We start from the raw sequence: 18,586 nt of genomic DNA, 5'->3' as shown, positions 1-18,586 counted from the left end.
TGCCGGTGGAGTGGCCTGCGATACCACCGTGCCGACGCCCCCTTCACCCCTGAATCCTTCACAGGGGGCCGCCAAGGGGCTATAGTCCGAAACTAGCGGTGCTAATTAACCGGCGGTGTGAGGAGTCCTCCCGTGCGTCCCGTCCACTTCGCGGCCGCCCGCCGCACCCCCATCGGCAAGCTGCGCGGCTCCCTGTCCGCGGTCCGGCCCGACGACCTCGCCGCCGGTGTCGTGCGCGCCCTGGTCGCCGACGTCCCCGCGCTGGACCCAGCCCGGATCGACGACGTCTACTGGGGCGCGGCCAACCAGGCCGGCGAGGACAACCGCAACGTCGCCCGCATGGCCGTCCTGCTCGCCGGTCTGCCCGAGTCGGTGCCCGGCGCCACCGTCAACCGCCTGTGCGCCTCCGGCCTGGAGGCCGTGACCACGGCCGCCCGCACCATCGCCGCCGGCGAGGCCGACATCGTCGTGGCGGGCGGCTCCGAGTCGATGAGCCGCGCCCCCTTCGTGCTGCCCCGCCCCGACGAGGCCCTGCCGCACCGCATGGAGACCGCCGACACCCGCCTCGGCTGGCGCCTGGTCAATCCCGCGATGCGCGACCTGCACGGTCTGCTCGCCATGGGCGAGACCGCCGAGGAGGTCGCCACCCGGTACGGGATCACCCGCGAACGCCAGGACGACTTCGCCCTGCGCAGCCACCGGCTGGCCGCCCTGGCCCGCAAGAACGGCCACTTCGACGACGAACTGCTGCCCGTGGAGCGGCCCGACGGGGTCGTGGTCGACGCCGACGAGAGCGTGCGCGAGGACACCTCGCCCGAGAAGCTGGCCCGGCTGAAGCCGGTCTTCCGTGAGGGCGGCACGGTCACCGCGGGCAACGCCTCACCGATGAACGACGGCGCCGCCGGCCTCCTCCTGGTCAGCGAGGAGGCCCTGAACGATCTGGGCCTGGAGTCCCTCGGCCGCTACGTCGCCGGCGCCTCCGCCGGGGTCCACCCCGACGTCATGGGCATCGGCCCGGTCCCCGCCACCCGCAAGGTGCTCGCCCGCGCCGGCTGGAGCATCGGCGACCTGCAGGAGGCCGAGTTCAACGAGGCGTTCGCCGCCCAGGCCCTGGCCTGCGTCGACCAGCTCGGCATCGACCCGGAGCTGGTCAACCCCAGCGGCGGCGCGATCGCCCTCGGCCACCCCCTGGGCTGCTCGGGCGCCCGCATCCTGACCACCCTGCTGCACCGGATGCGGCGCACGGGCGCGGAGCGGGGCCTGGCGACGATGTGCGTCGGCGTGGGGCAGGGCAGCGCGGTTCTCGTCGAGCGCCATTGACCGCGCCCCGCGCATCCCGGGTGCGCGGCCACCGGGCGAGACGGCCCTGACCCCGTCGACTCGGTGCACATAGCATCGGTGTTCGCATGAACACCATGACGCTCTGGCACCTCACCGGCTGGGAGTTCGCCGCCCTCGCCTTCGCGGCCCTGCTCGTCGGTTTCTCCAAGACCGCCGTCAGCGGGGCCAACACGGTCAGCCTCGCGATCTTCGCGGCCGTGCTGCCCGCACGCGCCTCCACCGGGGTGCTGCTGCCGGTGCTGATCGCGGGGGACCTCCTCGCCGTCGCCACCTACCGGCGGCACGCGCACTGGCCCACGCTGTGGCGGTTGTTCCCGGCGGTCGCGGCCGGTGTCGTCGTCGGCACCGTCTTCCTGCTGTGGGCGGACGACGCGGCCGTACGGACCTCGATCGGCGCCATCCTGCTGCTGATGGCGGCCGTGACCCTCTGGCGCAGGCGCACCGCCGACACCGGGGCGGAGCCGGAGCCGGTCACCACCCGGGCCGGGCGCCTCAAGGCCCGCTCCTACGGCGTCCTGGGCGGCTTCACCACCATGGTCGCCAACGCGGGCGGCCCGGTGATGTCGCTGTACCTGCTGTCCGCCGGCTTCCGCAAGCTCGGCTTCCTCGGCACCTCCGCGTTCTTCTTCCTCATCGTCAACGTCTCCAAGCTGCCCTTCAGCGCCGGCCTCGGCCTGATCGACGGCCGGTCCCTGCTCCTGGACCTGGCGCTCGTGCTGTTCGTCGTGCCGGGCGCGCTGCTGGGCACGTGGGCGGTGCACCGGATCGACCAGCGGCTGTTCGAGCAACTGGTCATCGCGGCGACGGTGGTGGGCGGCCTGCAACTGCTGCTGCGCTGACCCCGCGAGCGGCCAGGCCGCCGTCGCCGCACCGCGGGACCGCCCCGCGGATCAGCGGCCCCCGTCCGCTCCCCGCAGCCGCGGCGCGCGGGCCGCCGCGTCCACGGAACGGCCCTCGCGCTCCACCTCGGCGGCCAGCTCCCGCGCCCAGGCGGCGACTGCGCCGACGTCGATCCCGTGCGGCCGCCGCTGTCCCGAGCCGGACACCCACGCCCCGGCCGCGCCCGCCCCACGGCGCAGCAGCCGCGCCCCTCCCGTGAGGTTGCCGCGTGCGGCGTGCGTGAGCCCCACGGCCAGCTGGGCCAGCCCGCGCCACAGCTCGCGCTCCTCCTCGGGCCCCGCCTTCCAGGCGTCCTCGAAGACCTCGTGCGCGTGGAACGGCTTGCCCTCGTCGAGCAGCCGCTGCGCCTCGCGGACGGTCTCCTCGGGCGTGCGGACCACACCCTCGGGCTGCCGGGGCACCCCCTCGCTGCCGTACGGCAGGGGCCGCCCGAGACCGTCCCGGGGCCGGGCGTTGCGGGCCCGCCCCTCGCCGTCGCGGTCCCGTGCGCCGCCGGTCGGGCCCGAGTGCGTCTCTCCTGTGCTGCCCATACGGCGATTGTCCCGCGCGGCCCGTTTTCGGCGCGGCCAGGGGTGTGGGGTAAAGTGCTGTCCGCGCGATCACGCCGGTCTCGGCGGGTGGCGCGCACCGGGACGTGGCGCAGCTTGGTAGCGCACTTGACTGGGGGTCAAGGGGTCGCAGGTTCAAATCCTGTCGTCCCGACGGTGTGGAAGGCCCTCGCGGGCGGATGTCCGCGAGGGCCTTTTCTGTGCGCCATGGGCCCTTTTCCGTGCGCCGTGGGGCCTTTCGTGCGCCGTGGGACCGTTTCCCCGCGCCGTGGGACCGTGGAGACAGACGGGCCCCTGCTCCGGAAGGCCGCGGGAATCCGGGCCCGGACCTCCGGAAGGAGCACACCGGTCATGACCCTCCACCCGGCCCACCCCGCCGCCCGCTCGATGAGGACCACCCCCGAGGGCCTGCTGTGGGAGCCCAGCGACCGCTGGGTGCGCGGACGCGTGGGCGACACCACCGTCGTCGACAGCCGGCGCCCGGTGCTCGTCTGGGAGCCCCACCTGCCCGTGCCGCAGTACGCCTTCCCGCGCGAGGACGTCCGCACCGACCTCCTGCGCCCGGCCCTGCACCCGCCCACCGGCAGCCACACCGGCTCCCAGGTCTTCTACGACCTGCACGCCGACGGGCCGGTACGGCCGGGCGCGGCCTGGACCTTCCCCGCCGACGACCTGTCCGGGCACATCGCCTTCGAGTGGTTCCGGCGCACCGACACCGGCCTCGACCACTGGTACGAGGAGGACGAGGAGATCTTCGTCCACCCGCGTGACCCGCACAAACGCGTCGACGCCCTGCCGAGCAGCCGGCACGTGCGCATCGAGGTCGGCGGGCAGACCGTCGCCGACAGCCGCGCGCCGGTCCTGCTCTTCGAGACGTCCCTGCCCACCCGCTACTACCTGCCGCCCGAGGACGTCCGGCTCGACCTCTTCGCGCCCACGGACCACAGCACCGGCTGCCCCTACAAGGGCACCGCCTCCTACTGGACCTGGCGCGGCGCGGGCGACGTACCCCCGAACGTGCTCTGGAGCTACGCCGAGCCGCTGCCCGCGGTGGCGGCGGTCCGCGGGCGTCTGGCCTTCTTCAACGAGGTCGTGGACATCGTGCTCGACGGTGAGCCGCTGGAGCGGCCCACGACGCCGTTCAGCCGGATGCTGCGGGAGGGGAGCCGTTCTCAGGGCCGTCCTTGAGGCCGTCCCCAAGGCCGTCCTCGAGGCCGTGCTCCACGTCGTCCTCGAAGCCGTCGAGCAAGGCGTCGAGGCCGGCCGCGAGCCCCTCGGGGCCACCGGGCTCGGCGAGCGCGGCCGCGGTGTCCCGCAGGGTGGGCAGTTCCCTGGGCGACAGCCGGTGCAGACCGAGCCGGAACGCCGGTTCGGTCTCGTCCGGGTTGTCCACCACCGGGCGCAGCTCCACCGAGACGTAGCCCAGCAGCCAGGCGGTGAAGGCGCGGAACAGGCCCGCCGCGGCCTGAGGCCCGAATCCGGCGCCGCGCAGCAGCGCCAGCACCCGCTCGTGGTCCCGCAGCACCGCGGGGGGCCGCCGCACCAGCGGCACGGCCAGCAGGCGCGTGGACAGCAGCGGCACCGCCTGCGGGTGGGTGAGGCACACGTCGTAGGTCGCGCGGGCGATGCGGTGCAGACCGGCCCGCCAGTCCTCGTCCGCGTCCCCGTCCGCGGCGAGCTGTTCCTCCAGCTCCAGGTAGAGCGCCTCGACCAGGCCGTCGAGCAGGGAGTCCTTGCTGGGGGCGTACCGGTACAGGGCCATGGCCTCCACACCGAGCTCGGTGCCGAGGCGGCGCATGCTGAGCGCGGACAGGCCCTCACGGTCGACCAGGACCAGGGCGCTGGCCAGCACGCGCTCCCGGTTGAGCCGGCCGTAGCGGCCGCGGTCGCTGGCGCGCCGGGCCTCCCGTGACCCACGGCCGTTCGCCATGCTGCCTCCTCGGTGTGCGGACGCGACGTCCCGGGCGGGACGGGGGACGACTCCTACGACGTACACATACACGATCGCGGCCGAGTCGCACCTCGACCGAGCTGCGCCGAGGATGAGAACTAGCGGCACGGGGCATGCGCGGCCACTTGGCGGAAGGGAGTGCCGGGTGACGTTGACCGAGGAACTGCGGGGGCTGTTGCCCCTGCGCCCCGCCCCCGTGGTGACGCGCCCCGCCGACGCCCTGACGGCCCGCAGGCTGGCGGACTCGCTCGGCACCGGTGAGCCGAGCCTTCCAAGGCGGACCTTCTCCGACCTCCTCGTCTTCCGCCTCGACGGCCCGGATCGCACGGCCGTGGTCAAACACCCCCGCAGCGCACGCGCGTCCGCCTCACTGGCCCACGAGTGCGAGGTCGTGCGGCGCCTGGCCGAGGACGAGCGCCTGGGGCCGTGGCGGCGGCTGCTCCCGGTCGTGGAGGAACACCGTCCGGACGGTCCGCTGCCGCTGGTGGTGGAGTCCTGCCTGCCCGGGACCGGGGCCGACGCGTACCTGAGGCACGCACCGCGGCAGGCCCGCCGGGTCGCCGAGTCCGCCCTCGCGGCGATCAGCGCGCTGCACCGGGCCACCGGACGCACCGAGGACGTCACACGGCGGGCCGCCGAGTGGGTCGAACCGCGGCTCGACGTCCTGGCCCGGGAGGTGCGCTGGTGCCGCAGCGGCCAGGGCGCGCGGGCCCTGGAGGCCGTGCGCGACCTGCTGGAGCGGGAACTGAGCGGCCGCCGCCTGCTGGTGGGGTGGACCCACGGTGACTTCCACCCCGGCAACCTGCTGCTCCGGCCGGACCGCGGGACGCCGTCCGGGGTGATCGACTGGGCGGGTGCCGTCCCGGACGGCCCGGCGCTGCTGGACTGCCACACGTTCGTGCTGACCCTGCGGCACCAGCTCGCCGGCCGGGAGTTCGGCGCGGTCGTCGCCGACGTCCTGCGGCGCGCCTGCCTCCGGCCCGCCGACCGGCGGCTGCTCGCGGGGGTGCGGGCCCTGCCGTCGGAACCCCGGACGGAGACGGCCGCCGCGCTGCTGACCTGGCTGTGGCACGTGGCCGGGAACCTGGACAAGTCGCAGCGGTACGGGCGCAGCCACCGCTGGGTCGCCGACAACGTCGTGGCCGTCCTCGCCGAAGTGCCCCCGTCCGACGGCGCAGCGCCGGTCCGGTCCGCGGCGCCGCGCCCACGACCTCCCGGGAGGACGCCGTGAACCCGACCGAGCCGGCCGTCGCCACCCCGGCCGGCCCCGTGCAGGTGACGACCCCGGCGCCCCGGGAGGTGTGGTGGGACCTGGCCGGGCGGGACCCGGATCTCGCCGTCACCCAGACGCCGACCTGGCTCGACTGCCTGTGCGCGACCGGACCCCACCGGGACGCCAGCCGCCTCTACACGTTCCCCGGCGGCGGCCGGATCGTGCTGCCGCTCGTCAGCCGGGGCAGGCGTCCCCGCCGGCTGGACGCGGAGGAGTCCTGGCCGGCCGGCTGGGGGATCGGCGGGCCCGTGGCCTCTGCGGGCGTGGGCCCCGACGAGGCGCGGGCGGTGTGCGAGGACCTGGCCCGCCGCCCAGCCCTGCGGGTCGGCCTGCGGCTGCGCCCGCAGGGAGCCGAGCTGTGGGGCCGCGCCGCCCGCGGCCTCTTGCGGCTCGAACCCCACACCACCCAGGCGATCGACCTCGACGGCGGGTTCGGCACGGTCTGGCGGGACCGCTTCCACCAGCGGGTCCGGCGGGACGTCAAGCGCGCCGAGAAGGCACACCTCGACGTGGAGGTGGACCGGTCCGGCCGGCTCGTGCCGGTCTTCCAGGAGCTGTACGACCGGTCCATCGAGCGCTGGGCCGTGCAGCAGCACGAGCCCCGGGCGCTGGCCCGCCTGCGCAGACGGCGGGAGTTCCCCGAGGAGCGGCTGGCCGCCGTGGCCGCCCGCTTCGGCGCCGCCTGCTCCCTGTGGGCCGCCTGGGACCGCGGTGAGCCCGCCGCCGCCCTCGTGGTGCTGCGGCACGGCCCGCACGCCAAGTTCTGGCGGGCGGCCATGGACCGGGACGTGGCACACCCGGTCCGGGCCACCCCGCTGCTGTACCGCCTGGCCGTCGAGGACGCGTGTGCGCAGGGGTGCCGGGTCTTCGACCTGGGGGAGTCGGCCCCGGGCTCCTCGCTGGAGCACTTCAAGGCCGGGTTCGGCGCGGTGAGCCGGCCCTCGCCCCGCTACTGGCGGGAGCGGCTGCCGGTCTCCGCCGCCGAGCGGGGGCTGCGCACCGCCGTCAAGCGGGCGATCCGCTTCCAGGACGCCTGACAGCCCCGGTCAGCCGTCGCCCTTCCAGATGTCCAGCGGTTCGGCCTCCGCGCTGTGACCGAGCGCGTCGAGGCCGAAGGCGTCCAGGAGGGTGCGCAGCAGTCCGTACAGGTTGTTGGGCTGGTCGTGGTCGCCGGGCTCGACCCGTTCGCCGACGACGACGGTCGGGATGTGGTTGTCCTCGTCCTCGCCGCCCTCGTCCTCGTCCCAGGTGACCACCAGCACGCTGTTGTGGGTCATGGCCCACTCCGCGTAGTCCCCGAGGTTCTCGCGCAGCCAGGCGTCGGCGCGTTCGACCCCGCCGTCGTGCATGTCGTTGTCCAGGTTCGGCACCACGAACGAGACGTCGGGCAGCTTCGAGAAGTCCTCGGGGAAATCGGTCCAGGGGCGGTTGACCGAGTCGGGCAGGTTCGTGAAGTTGACCCACGGCGCGTGCCGGCGGACGTAGGGGCCGCTGGTGCACCCCCGGAAGCCGGTCCTGGGCAGGCTCTCGGCGTAGCCGGCGAAGGTGAGGTCCGCCTGGAGCAGCTCGGAGGCGAGGTTGCGGGACGAGAAGTCGTTCGGGCAGTCGTCGTCCACGCCCTGGGTGGAGCCGGAGAACAGGGCCAGGTAGTTGGGCTGGCTGGGGTGGGTGATGGCGAAGAACTCGGTGAGGTTGGCGCCCTTGCGGGCCAGCTCGTTGATGAACGGGGCCTCGGGGGAGCCGATGACGTCCTCGTAGCCGCGGTTCTCCTCGACCACCACCACGACGTGGTCCGGCCGCGGGACACCGTCGTCCCCGCCCGAGGATCCGCAGGCCGCCACCGGCACGAGGAGGGCCGCGGCCGCAAAGGCGGCGAGGTGCCCGCGCAGGCGGTGCAGGGGCCGGGACAGGGGCCCCAGTCGTGGTGTCACGGTGCTCCTTCGACGCTCGCCCGTTCGCGCTGCCACTCGCACTGAAGGGCAGTAACGTAATTTTTAGCATTTATGCCGCATATCGCTCGGCATCGATCGCTGGTGTGTGCCGATGAGGAAGCGCCGCGCGGGTGCTTCCCCGGCCCGGTCGTCGCACCCGCTGTGCGGGAGGCATCTCCATGGGCAAGCGTTCGCCGCTGACGGCTGGTCAGTGGGCGCCGCGTGCCGTCCCGGAGACGCGGCGGACCCCCGACACGGCGGCCGGACCGCCCGCGCGACGGCCGGCGGCACGGCAGTGGGCGGCGCGGGCCCCCCTGCCCGTCGCCCTCGTGCTGTGGCTGCTGTCCCTGCGCCACGTGAACCTCGGCGCCATGACCGACCTGGGCCTGCTGCAGGTGCTGCCCGTGCTCTTCTGGGTCGCCCTCGGACTGCTCGTCCTCGGCTTCTGCGCGGCCCTGTCGGACCGGCGGACCCACAGCGGCTGGTTCCTCGCCCACGTCCTCGCCCTGATCGCGATCCTGCACGCCACACCGGCCCTGCTCTACCCGACCCTGCGCTACGGCTGGGCGTGGAAGCACGTCGCGGTCGTCGACGCCATGATCCGCAACGGCGGCAGCGTGCCCGGCGCGGAGAAACTGGACGTCTACGACCAGTGGCCCGGCTTCTTCCACCTCAACGCCCTGGTCGTGCAGGCCACCGGCCTGGAGTCGGCACTCGGCTACGCGGTCTGGGCGCCGCCCGTGGTCAACGCCCTGCTGATCGCGCCGCTGCTCCTGATCTACCGGTCCGTCACCACCGACCGGAGGCTGATCTGGGGGGCCGTCTGGATCTACTACTCCTGCTCCTGGGTGGGGCAGGACTACTTCGCCCCCCAGGCCTTCGCCTTCCTGCTCTTCGTCACGCTCGTCGCCCTGCTGATGAGCCAATTGCGGGCCTCGGCGGAACGACCCCCGGGCACCACGGCCCGGGCCTGGCCCCCCGGCAGGTTCCTGGCCGTCGTGCTGATCATGGCGGTGATCGTCTGCTCCCACCCGCTGACCCCGCTCATGATGATCAGCGCGCTGGTCGCCCTGTCGCTGCCCCGGCGCAACAGACGCGTGCTGCTGCCCGTCCTGGGCGCCGGGGTGCTGCTCACCCTCCTCTGGGACGCCACCGTGGCCCGGCCCTTCGTCTCGGCCAACCTCAGCGAGTTCGTGGGCGCGCTGCTGGAACCGGACTCCAACGTGGTCTCCGGGCTCGCCGCGCTCGGCACCGCCGCGCCCGGGCAGGTGCAGGTCTCCTGGATCGACCGGGGCCTGTCCGCCGCGGTGTTCCTGCTGGCGGCGATCGCCTTCGTCCGGCGCCGCTGGACCCGCCGCACCGGGCTGCCGCTGCTCGTCCTGGCTCCCCTGCCGGTCCTGGTGGCGAACGCCTACGGCGGCGAAATGATCTTCCGGGCCTATCTGTTCGCGCTGCCGGCCGCCGTGCTGCTCATCTCGGCGCTGCTGTTCGAATCGCGGCGACGCCCGCGGCTGCGCGTGTTCGCCGTCGCCCCGGTGCTCCTGGCGATGCTCGGCGGGCTGCTCTTCGGGTACTACGGCAAGGAGTCGGCCAACTACTTCACGAAGGACGAGGTGGCGGCCACCCGCTTCGTCACGGCCACCACGCCCCCGGGCTCCCTCATCGTCTCGCTCACCTCCGACGTGCCCGGCCTGGAGATGAACTACGACCAGCACCCGCGCGTCCAGCTCAACGAACAGGACCTCGCGGTCCGCCGGCGGCTGGTGAGGGATCCGATCGAGGGGCTGGAGCCGTTCATCGACGGTGCCACCGAGCGCGAACCGGCCTACATCGTGCTCAGCCGCGCCCAGGCCGCGGAGTGCTACCTCAACGGCACCCTGCCCGCCGACACCATGCGGCGGATGGACACGGCCATGGCCGGCACCTGGGGCTTCGTGCCGGTGTTCCGCAACAAGGACGCGGTGGTCTACCGCTACCAGAACCCCGACCGCGCGGAGTCGTCATGACCACGCTCCTCACCGGCCACTCCCCGCGCCGGACACGGCCGTTGCGCATCGGGCTGGCCCTGTCCGGCTGGATCGCCCTGGCCGCGGCGCACCTCCTGCCGGACGCGAGCGTCCCGCGCCTGATCGTCGTGTGCGCCTTCCTGCTCCTGTGCCCGGGGGCAGCGGCCACGCGCTGGTCGGGCCCCTCGCCCTGGCCCGTGGGGGGACGGCCGTTCGCCGTCGAGAGCGCCTTCCTGCCGGTGGTGCTCAGCCTGTGCCTGGACGTCCTCGTGGTGGTGCCGTTCTACCTCGGCGGGGCCTACGGCACGACGCCGGTCCTGAGCACCCTGGCGGCCGTCACCACCCTCCTGGCCCTGCTGCCCGTCCCGGACCGGCGCCGCCGGGCCGAACCCGGCGCCGAGCCGCCGGACGGCCGCACCGGTGACGCCGCACCGGCCGGGAAACGGCGGTAGCCCCCATGCCGGCGCAACGGCTGCGCACCGCCCTGGCCGCCCTGGCGGCGGCACTCGTGCTCACCGCCGGATGCGCAGCCGCCGACCGGGAGCAGCCCCGCAGGCCCGCACCGGTGCCGGGCGACTGGAAACTGACGTTCCGTGACGAGTTCGACGGCTCGGAGCTCGACACCGGCCGCTGGGCGACCTGCTACGACTGGAACCGGGACGGGTGCACCAACAGCGGCAACGACGAGGAGCAGTGGTACCTGCCCGGACAGGTCTCCGTCGGCGACGGGCAGCTCAGCCTGAACGCCGAGCGGCGCGCCACCCGCGGCAGCGACGACCGGACCTACCCCTGGCGCTCGGGGATGATCTCGACCGGCCGCGACGACTGGTACGCCGAACCCCGGCACGTCTTCACCTACGGGTACTTCGAGGCGTCCATCCGCATCCCCGCGGAGGGCGGCATGTTCCCCGCGTTCTGGATGATGCCGGCGTCCAGGTTCACCCCGCCGGAGCTGGACATCATGGAGTTCCTCGAGCGCACCGACCGGGTCATGATGTACGTGCACTGGCGCAGCCCGGACGGCGACCAGCGGGCCCGGGCGGGGTACGGACCCGTCGCCTTCCCGGACGGGCACCACGTCTTCGCCATGCTGTGGACCCCGGACGAGGTGAGCTGGTACGTCGACGGGGTGCGCAGGTTCCGGGTGACGGAACCCGAACGCGTCCCGCACGTGCCCATGGAGGTCCTGATCAACCTCGCCGTCGGCGTGCCCGCGTCACCTCCGCGGTCGGTGGACTCCGCCCGTATGACGGTGGACTGGGTGCGCGTCTGGCAACGGTGACGGCCCGTCAGGCCGTCGCCGGCGGCAGGGACGGGTAGGGGCGGTCGATGCCCGCCCGCAGCCTGCGGTAGCCGCGCCACACCCGGGTGCGGGGCCCCTCCGGGAACGGCGCGACCGGGGCGCCCTCACCGCGCACCCAGTCCAGGTACCGGGCCCGGGGGGTGTCGGCGCGCACCATGAGCCGCGCCAGGCGCAGCGGTTCGTCCGCGGAGGAGCTGAAGCCGTCGCGGACCGCCGCCGCCGAGGTCCAGCCCGCCTCGCGCACCAGCCGGCGGACCGGGCGGCTGGAGTAGCCGTGGGGGTAGGCGAAGGCGTCCACGCGGTGGCCGAGCGCGTCCTCCAGCCGGGCCCGGCACCCGGCGATCTCCCGCCGCGCCGCGCTCCGGGGCAGGGTGTCCAGTTGCGGGTGGGTGACGGTGTGGCCGCCTATCTCGAAGTGCCGGTCCAGCTCGCGCAGGTGCGGCCAGGTCAGCATCGGCGCCGGCGGGAGCAGACTGCCGTGCCCCGCCGGCCGCGCGGGGCCGCCGAGGGCGCCGGTGGTGACGTAGAGCGTCGCCGGCAGGCCGCGGGCGGAGAGCAGGGGGGCCACGGTGGTGCGGAAGTCGGCGAACCCGTCGTCGAAGGTCAGCACGGCCGGGCGCGGCGGCAGGGGCGGGCCGCCCCGCACCGCGTCGAGCAGTCGCCGCAGCGGGACCACCTCCAGGCCGTAATCCGCCAGCAGGTCGAGGTGTTCGGCGAAGACGCGGGGGCTCACGGTGAACGGGGCGATCCAGCCCGGCGGGTCGGTGCACACCGAGTGGTACAGCAGCACGGGGACGGGCCGGCACCTCATGCGGGCCTCCCGCCCACGGGCACGGGCAGGGGAGCGGCCGGGGTGCGGCCGGCCGGGAACCGGGCGCGCACGGACCCCACGGCGTACCCGAGAGCGGTGGCACCCGTGCCCAGCACCAGGGCGAGGAGCGTGCGCACCGCCGGGGGCCGGCCCGGCCGCAGGGCGTCGCGCACCGCGCGTGGAAGGGTCCGGGCCAGGTACGCGCGCTCGCTGGACAGGGCGGCGGAACCGGCGCCGTACCGGGCCACCAGCGCCTTGGACAGGCCTTCGGCGTAGCAGCGCGACCGGAAGTACGACCACGTGGCCCGAGCCGCGGGGACGCGGTGGCGCACGGCAGCCGAGGGGTCGTGCAGCAGCACGGCCTGTGGACGGCGGGCGGTCACGCGCAGGCACAGCTCCGTCTCCTCGCAGCCCAGAGGCCGGGTGCCCACCCGCCCCAGGTCCGTGCGGAAGCCGCCGGCCGCGAGGAGTTCGTCCCTGCGGAAGGACATGTTGGCCCCGATGAAGTTGCGGACCGGTGCCCGCTCCTCGGGCAGCCCGCGGTAGGAGCAGCCCACCACCCAGTCGAACTCCGGCGGGAACCAGCGCGGACGGTCCGTCTCCCACCAGGGGACGACGAGCCCGCCCACGCCGGCGACCAGCGGATCGCGGTAGGCGGCCAGGAGGCGCTCCGCCCAGGCGGGGTGGGCCGTCGCGTCGTCGTCGAGGAACGCCACCACGTCCCCGACGGCCGCCGCGACGCCGGTGTTGCGGGCACCGGACAGGCCCTTGCGCTGCTCGTTGGGCAGGACGCGGACGCCGTGCAGCATGCGCCCGGCCAGCCGCTGGAGCGCCGGGCAGTGGTCCACGACCAGGAGGACGTCCTCCGGGGGGCGGCGCTGGGCATGGACCGAGGTGATCGCGGCCTGAAGGTCCTCCCAGCGGTCGAGCGTGTACGCGCACACGACGACCGAGAGGGTCGGTGCGGTGTTCATGAGGTCCTCCCGGGGGTCAGGGCGTGCTCGCGGAGGCGGTGACCAGCCAGCGGGACCGCAGGACCAGCAGCGGTGCCGCGATCAGGCACTCGGCCGCCAGCCAGGCGAGGCCGGCCCCCGTCACGCCGAACACCGGCAGCAGCAGCCGCACCAGCCCCAGCACCAGCACGCACAGGGCGACCTGCAGTCCCACCACCAGCCGCATCCGGCGCCGGGCGCGCAGGACGTCCACGGCCACGCTGAAGACCAGGTTGGGCAGCGCGGACAGGGCCAGCAGGCGCAGCAGGGTGGTGCCGTGCTCGGCGTAGCCGGGGCCGAACAGCCGCAGGATCCACGGGGCTCCGGCGACGATGACGGCCACCCCGGCGGCCAGCAGCGTCCCGGAGTGGCGCAGCACGCGCAGTCCGTGCTCCGCGAGCCGCTCCGGGCGGCGCACCGCCTCCACGACCAGCGAGCTGCCCATGTTGCGCACCACCAGGAACAGGACGTAGCCGATGATCCACGCGAGCGAGAAGTAGGCGCTCTGCTCGGCGCCGAGCGCGTTGAGCACCATCAGCGGCACCAGGGTGTAGGCGGCCATGCGGAACAGGGAGCCCGTGTAGTCGGCGGCCGCGTAGCTGAGCAGCCGCGGCGGGCGCACGGCCTCGGGGTTGTCCCGCTCGTGGCGCGGCACCGCCCGCCGCAGCAGGAGGTAGTTGGCCACGATCAGCGAGACCAGCAGTCCTCCCGCCCAGGACAGCAGGATGCCGCTGGTGAGGGCGAGGACGGCCCCGCCGGCCAGCAGGGCGATCTTGACGACGGCGAAGACCATGTTCTCCGCGACCACCCAGCCGGGGCGGCGCATCGCCGTCAGCGCGCCGTCCTGCAGCACGAAGACGGTGTACGCGGCGGTCGCGGCCACGAACCACAGGGCGACCAGGGGGTCGCGCAGGAAGGCCAGGTCGGGCGCGAGGCCGGGCACCAGCAGGACGAAGACGAGGCAGACCACGGCGCTCCAGGAGGCGGTCACCGCGTAGCAGGTGAGCAGCAGTCTGCGGGTCTGCCGGCCGGAGCAGGGCAGGAACCGGATCAGGAAGTCGTTGAGGTTGAGCTGGCCGATGTTGGCCAGGAGCAGGGAGGCGGACAGGGCGGAGTAGCTCACGCCCACGACCTCGTCGTCGTACCAGTGCGTCGCGAACAGCCAGAAGATGGCGCCGACTCCGGCGTTCACCAGCGAACCGACGGCGAGCAGGTGGCCGTTGCGCACGAGCGGTTCGCTGGGCAGGACGCGGGCGACGCCGGTGCGCACCACGGCGGTCAGCGACCGCGCCCGGCCCGTTGCGCCGGCGGACCCGGGCGGGCCGGCCGTCTGCTGGGACGCGTACACGGCTCCCTCCTCAGCGCGGTCGGTGGGCGCGGTTGCGGTGGCGGCTGCGCAGGTAGCCGACCGGCCCGTAGAGCAGCCCCCGCAGCTCCAGCAGCGCGAGCCGGCGCGGACGCGCGGTGTCCGCCCGGGCCTTGCGGCGGGCCTGGACCAGGGCGTACCGCACGCCCCGGGGGAGCCTGCGCAGCAGGGCCGGGAGCATGCGGGGCTCGCCGGCCAGGGCGCCGGTGAGGTAGGCGCCGAGCCCGGCTCCGTAGCCGAACGCCTGGGCGTCCAGGGCGTCGGGGGTGCGCCGGTGGCGGTGCCAGACGATGGCGTCCGGCCGGTAGGCCAGGGTGTGGCCCGCGGTGAGGATCCGGAAGAAGGCGAGCAGGTCGTCGCCGCCGCGTGCCGGAGTGCCGGTGCCGGTCGCCGGGTCGAAGCCGCCCAGCGCCCGCAGCGCGGTGACGCGGAAGGCCATGTCGGTGCCGGAGCCGAAGCGCCCCGCGGTGAAGGGGAACAGCGGATCGTCCGGTGGGTGGCGCAGCGACCAGCTGCGGGGTGCCCAGCCCTTGGCGAAACCGCCGTGGCGCTCCAGGGCCACCTGGGCCGCGGTGTCCAGCTCTGCCGGGACGATCAGCCCGGTGACGCAGGCGATCCGTTCGTCGGCGGTGAAGGCGCCGGTGAGCGCGGCCAGCCAGCCCGGGTCGGCCAGGGTGTCGTCGTCGGTGAAGGCGACGATCTCGCCGTGGGCCCCGGCCAGGCCCCGGTTGTGCGCGTGGGCCAGCCCCGGCACCGGTTCCCGCAGGTAGCGGACCCGGCCCGCGTAGTGTCCGCGCACCAGCCGCTCGGCCGCGTCGTCCGCCGGGGCGTTGTCCACGACGATCACCTCGAAGCGCGGATAGTCCTGCCGGAGCACGGAGTCGAGGCAGTCCTGGAGCATCCCGGGCCGGTCGTGCGTCGCGACGACGACACTGACGTACGGCCGGACGGACGTGCTCGGGGCGGGGGGACCGGACCCGGGCGGCACGAAGCGCCGGCGGGCGATGTCGGCCAGCGAGCGCCACAGCTCCTCGGGGGTGTCCTCCCGCTCCCCGGTGGCGTGGACCATGCCGAGCGGTCGGCCGCGCAGCCGCACCAGGGCGAGCACCGGGGGCGCCGGGCGGATCAGCCCGGGCCGTCCGGGCGGGCGGAACTCGTGCGGCCGCGCCAGGTCGACGTCGACGACCTGGGCCGGAGCGCTCGCCGGGAGGCGGACGTCCGGCGCCGCGGGACCGGTGACGCTCACGCCGGGTTCCCGCGCGCGGCGGTGCGGGCCCCGGGCCGCTCCGACAGCAGGGTGCGCAGGACCCGTCGGCCGTCCGAGACGGCGTGCAGGTTGGAGCGTCCGCTGCGGCGGGGGAGTTCGAGGCTCGGGACCTCGGCGATGCGCAGGCCCGAGCGCAGGGCGTGGGCGATCATCTCCGTCTCGATCTCGAAGCCCGAGGAGTGCAGGTCGAGGTCGTCGAGGAAGTCCCGGCGGAAGGCGCAGAAGCCGTAGCACAGGTCCGTCAGTTTCGCGTCGTAGAGGCGGTTCACGGCGGCGAGCAGGACCTGGTTGCCCAGACGCCGGATGCGCGTGATGTCCAGGGAGCCGCCGCCCGCGATGAACCGCGAGCCCTTGACGAAGTCGAAGCCGTTGTCGAGGAAGTGCAGGTAGTGCGGGATCTCCCCGGGCAGCATGCTGCCGTCCGCGTCCATCATGACGATGTGGTCACCGGTCGCGGCGAGGAAGCCGGTGCGCAGGGCGTTGCCCTTGCCCGGACCGCTCTGCTCGACGTGGCGGACGGTCGGCAGGCACCGGGTCGCCATGTGCACCGTGGCGTCGGCGGAGTCGCCGTCGACCAGGATGACCTCGTCGACGCAGTCCGGTATCTGCTCGAAGACCCACGGGATGTTGCGCGCCTCGTTGCGGGCGGGGACGACCAGGCTCACGGTGGCACGGGGTGGGGGGCGGTCCCCGGACCGGCGCAGGGGATGGGCCGCACGGTCCGGTCGTGCCGTGCCGTTGCCGGTGACCTGCGACGTCCAGCTGGGGTGCTCGGTCAGGTGATGCGAGTGGTTCATGATGCCGGTGTCTCCCCGGTGAAGCGTCCCTGCGGAGACGCCATATATTTACGACGTATACGTACATCTTGCCCGAATTGTCCCGCAGGTCAAGAGGGTGCCGGCGCCGATCGGCACCCACGCGCGCACGCCCGTGCCGGAGCGCCGGGCGCGGAGTAGGCTCGAAAGCGGCGAAGCGCACGGCGGCGTGGTCCCGATCATGAACGCACGCATCGAGGATTACGCCCTCATCAGCGATCTGGAGACGGCCGCCATGGTCGGCCGCGACGGGTCGGTCGACTGGCTCTGCCTGCCCCGCTTCGACTCCCCGGCCTGCCTCGCCGCCCTGCTCGGCACCCCGGACAACGGACGCTGGCGCCTCGCCCCGGTCTCCGGCGGCACCTGCGCGCGCCGCTCCTACCGGCCCGACACCCTCGTCCTGGACTCCGTCTGGGAGACCCCCACCGGGACCGTCCGCGTCACCGACCTCATGCCGCCCCGCGCGGACGTCCCGTGCCTGGTCCGGGTGGTCGAGGGCCTCACCGGCACCGTGGACCTGCGCAGCGAGCTGCGGCTCCGCTTCCACCAGGGCCGCGTCGTGCCGTGGGTGCGGGACGCGGGCCACTGCACCGTCGCGGTCGCCGGCCCGGACGCCGTCTGGCTCGGGGCCGAGGGATCGGTCCACGACCGGGGCGACCAGGACGCCACGGTCTGGGAGTTCACCGTCACGGCCGGACGCCGGCTGGCCCTCACCCTGGGCTGGACGCCCTCGCACCGGCCCGGCCCGCCCTCACCGCTGTCCGTCCCGGCGGAGACCGCCGTGAAGGAGGCCACCGGCTTCTGGCGGAGCTGGGCCGGCCGGTGCCGCTACCGGGGGCCCTGGCGGGAGGCCGTCGTGCGCTCCCTCATCACCCTCAAGGCCCTCACCTACGCCCCCACCGGCGCCATCGTCGCCGCGCCCACCACCTCCCTGCCCGGCTCCATCGGCGGCGCGCACAACTGGGACTACCGGTTCTGCTGGCTGCGCGACTCCACCCGCACCCTGTCCTGCCTGCTGCGCAGCGGCTACCACGACGAGGCCACGGCCTGGCTCGGCTGGCTGATGCGGGCCGTCGCCGGAGATCCCGCCGACCTCCAGTCGGTCTACGGCGTCAAGGGACAGCGGCTGCTCCCGCAGACCGAGGCGCCCTGGCTGCCCGGCTACGAGGGATCCCGGCCCGTGCGCTTCGGCACCTCGGCCGTGGACTGCTTCCAACTGGACGTCTACGGCGAGGTCATGGACACCCTGTGGCTGTCCCTGCGGGCGGGCATCGCCCTGCCGGCGCACGTGTGGGACCTGGTCGAGTCGCTCATGGGCTTCCTGATGCGGCACTGGAGGGAACCGGACCAGGGGATGTGGCAGGTGGACGGCCCGCGACGGCAGTTCGTCCACTCCAAGGTCATGGCGTGGGTCGCGGCCGACCGCGCCGTGCGCATGGCCCGGCTCCTCGGCCGCAACGGCCCCTGCGGGCAGTGGCGCGTCATGCGCGACGAGATCCACCGCCAGGTCTGCCGCCGGGGGTGGGACCCCGACCGGCGGTCCTTCGTGCAGTCCTACGGCGCCCCCGGCCTGGACGCCTCGGCGCTGCTCCTGCCCCGGGTCGGGTTCCTGCCCGGCGACGACGAGCGGGTCCGCGCCACCGTGCGCGCCGCGAGCGGGCTGGGCCACGAGGGGTTCCTCCGCAGGTACGGGACCGGGGCGCACGGCGGCTCACCGGGGCACCGGGCGGACGCCGAGGGCGCCTTCGTCTCCTGCACGCTCTGGTACGCCGAGGCCCTCGCGGCCACGGGCGAGCGCGGGCGGGCCCGCGAGGTCTTCGAAAGGGTCCTCGCCGTCCGCAACGACGTCGGTCTGCTGGCCGAGCAGTGGGACCCCGGCAGCGGCCGCCAACTGGGCAACGCCCCCAAGGCGTTCAGCCACATCGCCCTGGTGGAGACGGCCTTCGCCCTCTCGCCGGCCACGGCGTGGAGCGGGCGCGGCCCCGGCGCACCCGGGCGGTGACGCGGACGGCGCCTCTCCCGCGAGCAGCCGACGGCACCGGCGGGCCTGTCGACCGCACCGGCAGGTCCTGCTGACCGCTC

At 74.5% G+C, this 18,586-nt stretch carries 17 protein-coding genes and 1 tRNA gene; 10 read left to right on the top strand and 8 right to left on the bottom strand.

The features are described from left to right. Positions 1-132 precede the first annotated feature (132 nt). Positions 133-1,320 carry a thiolase family protein gene (locus ACH4C6_RS08700; RefSeq protein WP_398107789.1) on the top strand — a complete coding sequence of 396 codons (1,188 nt, stop codon included), beginning with the start codon at positions 133-135 and terminating at the stop codon, positions 1,318-1,320. A gap of 86 nt (positions 1,321-1,406) precedes the next feature. Beyond that, positions 1,407-2,180 carry a sulfite exporter TauE/SafE family protein gene (locus ACH4C6_RS08695; protein WP_398107788.1) on the top strand — a complete coding sequence of 258 codons (774 nt, stop codon included), beginning with the start codon at positions 1,407-1,409 and terminating at the stop codon, positions 2,178-2,180. 51 nt (positions 2,181-2,231) lie between these two features. On the opposite strand, the gene ACH4C6_RS08690 is transcribed toward ACH4C6_RS08695, so the two are convergent. Then, on the bottom strand, positions 2,232-2,771 hold the full coding sequence (locus ACH4C6_RS08690) for a DUF309 domain-containing protein (protein ID WP_398107787.1): 540 nt from the start codon (positions 2,769-2,771) through the stop codon (positions 2,232-2,234). 98 nt (positions 2,772-2,869) lie between these two features. Between ACH4C6_RS08690 and ACH4C6_RS08685 the strand changes: the two genes are divergently transcribed. Both ACH4C6_RS08685 and ACH4C6_RS08680 read left to right on the top strand, forming a co-directional pair. Beyond that, positions 2,870-2,943 (top strand) — tRNA-Pro (locus ACH4C6_RS08685). Positions 2,944-3,140: 197 nt separating this feature from the next. Next, positions 3,141-3,977 (top strand): DUF427 domain-containing protein, encoded by an 837-nt coding sequence (locus ACH4C6_RS08680; RefSeq protein WP_398107786.1) that lies wholly within the window; start codon positions 3,141-3,143, stop codon positions 3,975-3,977. Here the strand turns inward: ACH4C6_RS08680 and ACH4C6_RS08675 are convergent. After that, the gene (locus ACH4C6_RS08675) at positions 3,931-4,719 is read right to left on the bottom strand and encodes a TetR/AcrR family transcriptional regulator (protein ID WP_398107785.1); all 789 of its coding nucleotides are present in this window, start codon (positions 4,717-4,719) and stop codon (positions 3,931-3,933) included. The genes ACH4C6_RS08680 and ACH4C6_RS08675 overlap by 47 nt on opposite strands. A gap of 166 nt (positions 4,720-4,885) precedes the next feature. On the opposite strand from ACH4C6_RS08675, the gene ACH4C6_RS08670 reads away from it, so the two are divergent. Next, positions 4,886-5,971 (top strand): phosphotransferase family protein, encoded by a 1,086-nt coding sequence (locus ACH4C6_RS08670; protein WP_398107784.1) that lies wholly within the window; start codon positions 4,886-4,888, stop codon positions 5,969-5,971. Further along, positions 5,968-7,050: a GNAT family N-acetyltransferase gene (locus tag ACH4C6_RS08665; protein ID WP_398107783.1), complete on the top strand. Its 1,083-nt coding sequence runs from the start codon at positions 5,968-5,970 to the stop codon at positions 7,048-7,050. The genes ACH4C6_RS08670 and ACH4C6_RS08665 overlap by 4 nt, the downstream gene beginning before the upstream one ends. Positions 7,051-7,059: 9 nt before the next feature. Here the strand turns inward: ACH4C6_RS08665 and ACH4C6_RS08660 are convergent, their stop codons facing one another. Beyond that, entirely contained in the window at positions 7,060-7,944 is an 885-nt protein-coding gene (locus ACH4C6_RS08660; RefSeq protein ID WP_398107782.1) for an alkaline phosphatase family protein, read from the bottom strand. A 179-nt stretch (positions 7,945-8,123) separates the two neighbouring features. On the opposite strand from ACH4C6_RS08660, the gene ACH4C6_RS08655 reads away from it, so the two are divergent. The 3 genes from ACH4C6_RS08655 to ACH4C6_RS08645 are packed head-to-tail and all read left to right on the top strand — an operon-like array spanning position 8,124 to position 11,232. Beyond that, the gene (locus ACH4C6_RS08655) at positions 8,124-9,950 is read left to right on the top strand and encodes a glycosyltransferase (protein ID WP_398107781.1); all 1,827 of its coding nucleotides are present in this window, start codon (positions 8,124-8,126) and stop codon (positions 9,948-9,950) included. After that, a complete protein-coding gene (locus ACH4C6_RS08650; protein WP_398107780.1) occupies positions 9,947-10,402 on the top strand; it encodes a hypothetical protein in 456 nt (151 codons plus the stop codon). The genes ACH4C6_RS08655 and ACH4C6_RS08650 overlap by 4 nt, the downstream gene beginning before the upstream one ends. 5 nt (positions 10,403-10,407) lie before the next feature. Continuing rightward, positions 10,408-11,232 (top strand): family 16 glycosylhydrolase, encoded by an 825-nt coding sequence (locus ACH4C6_RS08645; protein ID WP_398107779.1) that lies wholly within the window; start codon positions 10,408-10,410, stop codon positions 11,230-11,232. 7 nt (positions 11,233-11,239) lie between these two features. Here the strand turns inward: ACH4C6_RS08645 and ACH4C6_RS08640 are convergent, their stop codons facing one another. Genes ACH4C6_RS08640 through ACH4C6_RS08620 form a run of 5 tightly spaced genes read right to left on the bottom strand, consistent with a single transcriptional unit; the run spans position 11,240 to position 16,486 of the window. Next, on the bottom strand, positions 11,240-12,064 hold the full coding sequence (locus ACH4C6_RS08640) for a polysaccharide deacetylase family protein (RefSeq protein ID WP_398107778.1): 825 nt from the start codon (positions 12,062-12,064) through the stop codon (positions 11,240-11,242). Then, positions 12,061-13,038, bottom strand: a complete 978-nt coding sequence (locus ACH4C6_RS08635; protein ID WP_398107777.1) for a glycosyltransferase family 2 protein — start codon at positions 13,036-13,038, stop codon at positions 12,061-12,063. The genes ACH4C6_RS08640 and ACH4C6_RS08635 overlap by 4 nt, the downstream gene beginning before the upstream one ends. A gap of 16 nt (positions 13,039-13,054) precedes the next feature. Next, positions 13,055-14,404 carry a lipopolysaccharide biosynthesis protein gene (locus ACH4C6_RS08630; protein WP_398107776.1) on the bottom strand — a complete coding sequence of 450 codons (1,350 nt, stop codon included), beginning with the start codon at positions 14,402-14,404 and terminating at the stop codon, positions 13,055-13,057. 10 nt (positions 14,405-14,414) lie between these two features. Further along, complete coding sequence (locus ACH4C6_RS08625) at positions 14,415-15,668, bottom strand: glycosyltransferase (RefSeq protein WP_398107775.1); 1,254 nt, start codon at positions 15,666-15,668, stop codon at positions 14,415-14,417. Then, on the bottom strand, positions 15,665-16,486 hold the full coding sequence (locus tag ACH4C6_RS08620; RefSeq protein WP_398107774.1) for a glycosyltransferase family 2 protein: 822 nt from the start codon (positions 16,484-16,486) through the stop codon (positions 15,665-15,667). Before ACH4C6_RS08620 ends, ACH4C6_RS08625 begins: the two co-directional genes overlap by 4 nt. Positions 16,487-16,685: 199 nt before the next feature. On the opposite strand from ACH4C6_RS08620, the gene ACH4C6_RS08615 reads away from it, so the two are divergent. Further along, positions 16,686-18,506 (top strand): glycoside hydrolase family 15 protein, encoded by a 1,821-nt coding sequence (locus ACH4C6_RS08615; protein ID WP_398107773.1) that lies wholly within the window; start codon positions 16,686-16,688, stop codon positions 18,504-18,506. The last annotated feature ends 80 nt before the right edge of the window (positions 18,507-18,586 follow it).

Source organism: Streptomyces sp. NPDC017943 (assembly GCF_044328425.1).
GTDB lineage: Bacteria > Actinomycetota > Actinomycetes > Streptomycetales > Streptomycetaceae > Streptomyces > Streptomyces djakartensis_A.
Note: the sequence above shows the minus strand (reverse complement) of the source record. Positions and strands in the feature narration are given on the sequence as shown.

Coding starts and splice junctions, on each gene's coding strand:
- ACH4C6_RS08695 (WP_398107788.1), top strand. CDS start 1,407: ATGAACACCATGACGCTCTGGCACCTCACCGGCTGGGAGTTCGCCGCC.
- ACH4C6_RS08690 (WP_398107787.1), bottom strand. CDS start 2,771: ATGGGCAGCACAGGAGAGACGCACTCGGGCCCGACCGGCGGCGCACGG.
- ACH4C6_RS08680 (WP_398107786.1), top strand. CDS start 3,141: ATGACCCTCCACCCGGCCCACCCCGCCGCCCGCTCGATGAGGACCACC.
- ACH4C6_RS08675 (WP_398107785.1), bottom strand. CDS start 4,719: ATGGCGAACGGCCGTGGGTCACGGGAGGCCCGGCGCGCCAGCGACCGC.
- ACH4C6_RS08655 (WP_398107781.1), top strand. CDS start 8,124: ATGGGCAAGCGTTCGCCGCTGACGGCTGGTCAGTGGGCGCCGCGTGCC.
- ACH4C6_RS08650 (WP_398107780.1), top strand. CDS start 9,947: ATGACCACGCTCCTCACCGGCCACTCCCCGCGCCGGACACGGCCGTTG.
- ACH4C6_RS08645 (WP_398107779.1), top strand. CDS start 10,408: ATGCCGGCGCAACGGCTGCGCACCGCCCTGGCCGCCCTGGCGGCGGCA.
- ACH4C6_RS08640 (WP_398107778.1), bottom strand. CDS start 12,064: ATGAGGTGCCGGCCCGTCCCCGTGCTGCTGTACCACTCGGTGTGCACC.
- ACH4C6_RS08635 (WP_398107777.1), bottom strand. CDS start 13,038: ATGAACACCGCACCGACCCTCTCGGTCGTCGTGTGCGCGTACACGCTC.
- ACH4C6_RS08620 (WP_398107774.1), bottom strand. CDS start 16,486: ATGAACCACTCGCATCACCTGACCGAGCACCCCAGCTGGACGTCGCAG.
- ACH4C6_RS08615 (WP_398107773.1), top strand. CDS start 16,686: ATGAACGCACGCATCGAGGATTACGCCCTCATCAGCGATCTGGAGACG.